The sequence below is a fragment of the Bifidobacterium sp. W8110 genome (assembly GCF_016101375.1).
Lineage (GTDB): Bacteria > Actinomycetota > Actinomycetes > Actinomycetales > Bifidobacteriaceae > Bombiscardovia > Bombiscardovia asteroides.
The window spans coordinates 1-2,458 of the sequence record NZ_JACFQO010000011.1; the positions used below are offsets into that span (position 1 = coordinate 1).

At 63.7% G+C, this 2,458-nt stretch carries 3 protein-coding genes; all 3 read left to right on the forward strand.

Going from position 1 to position 2,458, the window contains the following annotated elements:
* Positions 1–69 precede the first annotated feature (69 nt).
* Positions 70–1,500, forward strand: a complete 1,431-nt coding sequence (locus H3T88_RS08555) for a ParB/RepB/Spo0J family partition protein (RefSeq protein WP_015022037.1) — start codon at positions 70–72, stop codon at positions 1,498–1,500.
* Between the two features lie 183 nt (positions 1,501–1,683).
* Positions 1,684–1,947, forward strand: coding sequence for a hypothetical protein (locus tag H3T88_RS08560; protein ID WP_141650026.1), 264 nt, complete (start codon positions 1,684–1,686; stop codon positions 1,945–1,947).
* Between the two features lie 24 nt (positions 1,948–1,971).
* Positions 1,972–2,319 carry a hypothetical protein gene (locus H3T88_RS08565; RefSeq protein ID WP_015022035.1) on the forward strand — a complete coding sequence of 116 codons (348 nt, stop codon included), beginning with the start codon at positions 1,972–1,974 and terminating at the stop codon, positions 2,317–2,319.
* Positions 2,320–2,458 lie beyond the last annotated feature (139 nt).

Here is a 2,458-nt window from a genome sequence, read left to right on the forward strand (position 1 = left end):
TCCGCTATACCCGGGCCGCCATTCCAGGCGTCGGCACAAACAGTCCCGGCACCAAGGAAAGGAACACCCATGAACACCACAACCACAGTGACCATGCTGCCCATCGACGCCATCAGGCCCAACGACGCCAACCCCCGAAGCGAGATAGGAGACGTGTCGGAGCTGGCCATGAGCATCGCGTCCCAAGGCATACAGCAGGCCCTGGTCGTCACACCGGCGAACCAGGAGGGGCGGCACACCCTGGTCATCGGACACCGGCGGCTGGCGGCCGCCGAGCAGGCCGGCCTTGCAACCGTGCCCTGTATCATCACCGACATGGACGAGCAGACCCAGGCGGAGGTGATGCTGGTAGAGAACATACACCGTGACCAGCTCACCGCCCTGGACGAGGCACGCGGATACGCCCACCTCCTGGACCTTGGCGAAGACGTGGACCAGATGGCCAAAGCCACTGGCCGCAGCCGCAGCACCGTGCAGCGACGGCTCAAAATATCGTCCATCGACGACGAGAAAATACTCGCGCTGCCATCCCAGCTGAGCTTCGAGGAATTGGAGACGATAGCCGACTTCCGCGACGACGAAGGCCTGCAAGACCAGCTCATCAAAGCCGCAGGCACCAACAACTGGAACATGACACTGCACCAGGTCCAGGCCAAACGGTCGCTGGACAAGTGGATCGAACAGGCCCAGGAAGCCATCAAGCAGGCCGGGCTGCCCATCGTGCCGCTGACACCATCACAATCCTGGTCTGACCCGGAAGGTTGGCGCACCATCGCCCGATTCTCCCCGGATACCGACCCCGACCCCAAGCAGGCCCTCGACACATGGCTGGAGGAATGGGAAGGCGACAAACCCACGGCCGCCGGACTGCTCGACCGTGGCGGACAGTGGCGCGTCAAAATCACCCTGCTGGAGCCATACACCCAACAGGACCAGGAGGACGAACGCCGGCAAAGAGAGGATGACCTGGCCAGGTGGCAAGCCGAACAAGAAGCCGAAATCGCACCGGCCAAGCAACTGGACACGGCAAGCCACGACCTGCGGCTGGCCTACACGCAACGGCTCATGTCCCTCAAACGCCCCGCCAAAAACCAGTCCCAGGCCCTGTCCATGCTGGTCATCGCCCAAGCGAGCCAACGCACCTGGTGGGTCAGCCGGGACCAGGTGCGGGACACATGGCGCGCCATCGTCCAGGACCAGGAAGCCGAGCTGGCGCAAAAGGCCGACCTTGACGAGAGTCGCCGCACCCAGACGGCCTTCGCCCTGTGCCACGCCATCATGGAGACACAGATCAACCACGAGACCTGGCGCAGCCAAGACGACATAGACGGCCTGCTCAAACCCCTCTACCGTGCCCTCCAAACCGCAGGCTACGCCATCAGCGACGAAGAGCAATCCGGTCTCGACGGCGACCTGGTGCCCCGACCTGAAGAGGAAGACAACGAAGGGAACGAAGATGAAACAGACGACGGCGACCAGGAGGAGGACACCAAAGAGTGAATGAACCCCGCAGCCGGCCCCGCCACCAAGCGGGGCCGGCTGCCGGCGGCGGCGCAGCGATGCCTCGCGCCACCCCACGGGGTGGAATCGGCATCGTCGAACGCCCCGCGTTCGGACAGCCAGACCGCAACGCGAGGAACGCACGACTGGTTTGTATGTGCAATTTGTACTACACTCATGGTCATGGAGATCGAGATAGAGCAATCAGCCCGCAAGCACGGCTGCGCCGACGACGAAATCAGGCACGCGGTCCTCCACTCCATAGGCCACGAACAAATCGAGGGCTACGGCGACGAGATGACGGTGGTCTTCGTCGGCCAGCCACACCCCGGGGCCCTACCCGACAACCTGCTCGAAGTCATCGTCAGCAAATGGCAGGACGGCCAGCTCCACGCCTTCCACGCCATGCCGCTGACCAGCCGGTGGCAACATCTCAGATACCAATAGACACAACCAACAAGGAGCCAGACCATGACCAACACACAGACACCCGCCGACAGGGCAGCACACGCCGAAGCACTCGACCGCATGGCCGACGCCGGCCAATTCACACCCATCGAAGGCACCCGGGTATACCGGGGCTACGACGCCGGCCCCCTGACCGACGACGACCTGCTCTCCATCTTCGCCGGCCGCCCCCGCGACGAACTCAAACAACCCACCAGCAAAACCTGGCAGGTACGCACCACCCCGGCCCTGGACCAATGGGCCGAAGCCGCCGTCAAAACAGAAGGCACCAACCTATCGGCACTGATCCGCCAAGCCACCGCCGAATACCTGGCACACCACTACCCAGGACTCCGAAGCCAGATGGCCTGACCCATCAGGGCAACATCATCAAGGGACCCCTCAACGGGGTCCCTTTTTCCATGCTCGGCTCGGCCGGGGTTGTGGTCATCGGCGGCTGCGCCTTGATGTCTGGCCGCCGCTGTCGCACGCCTGCGGCGTGCTGCTGAAG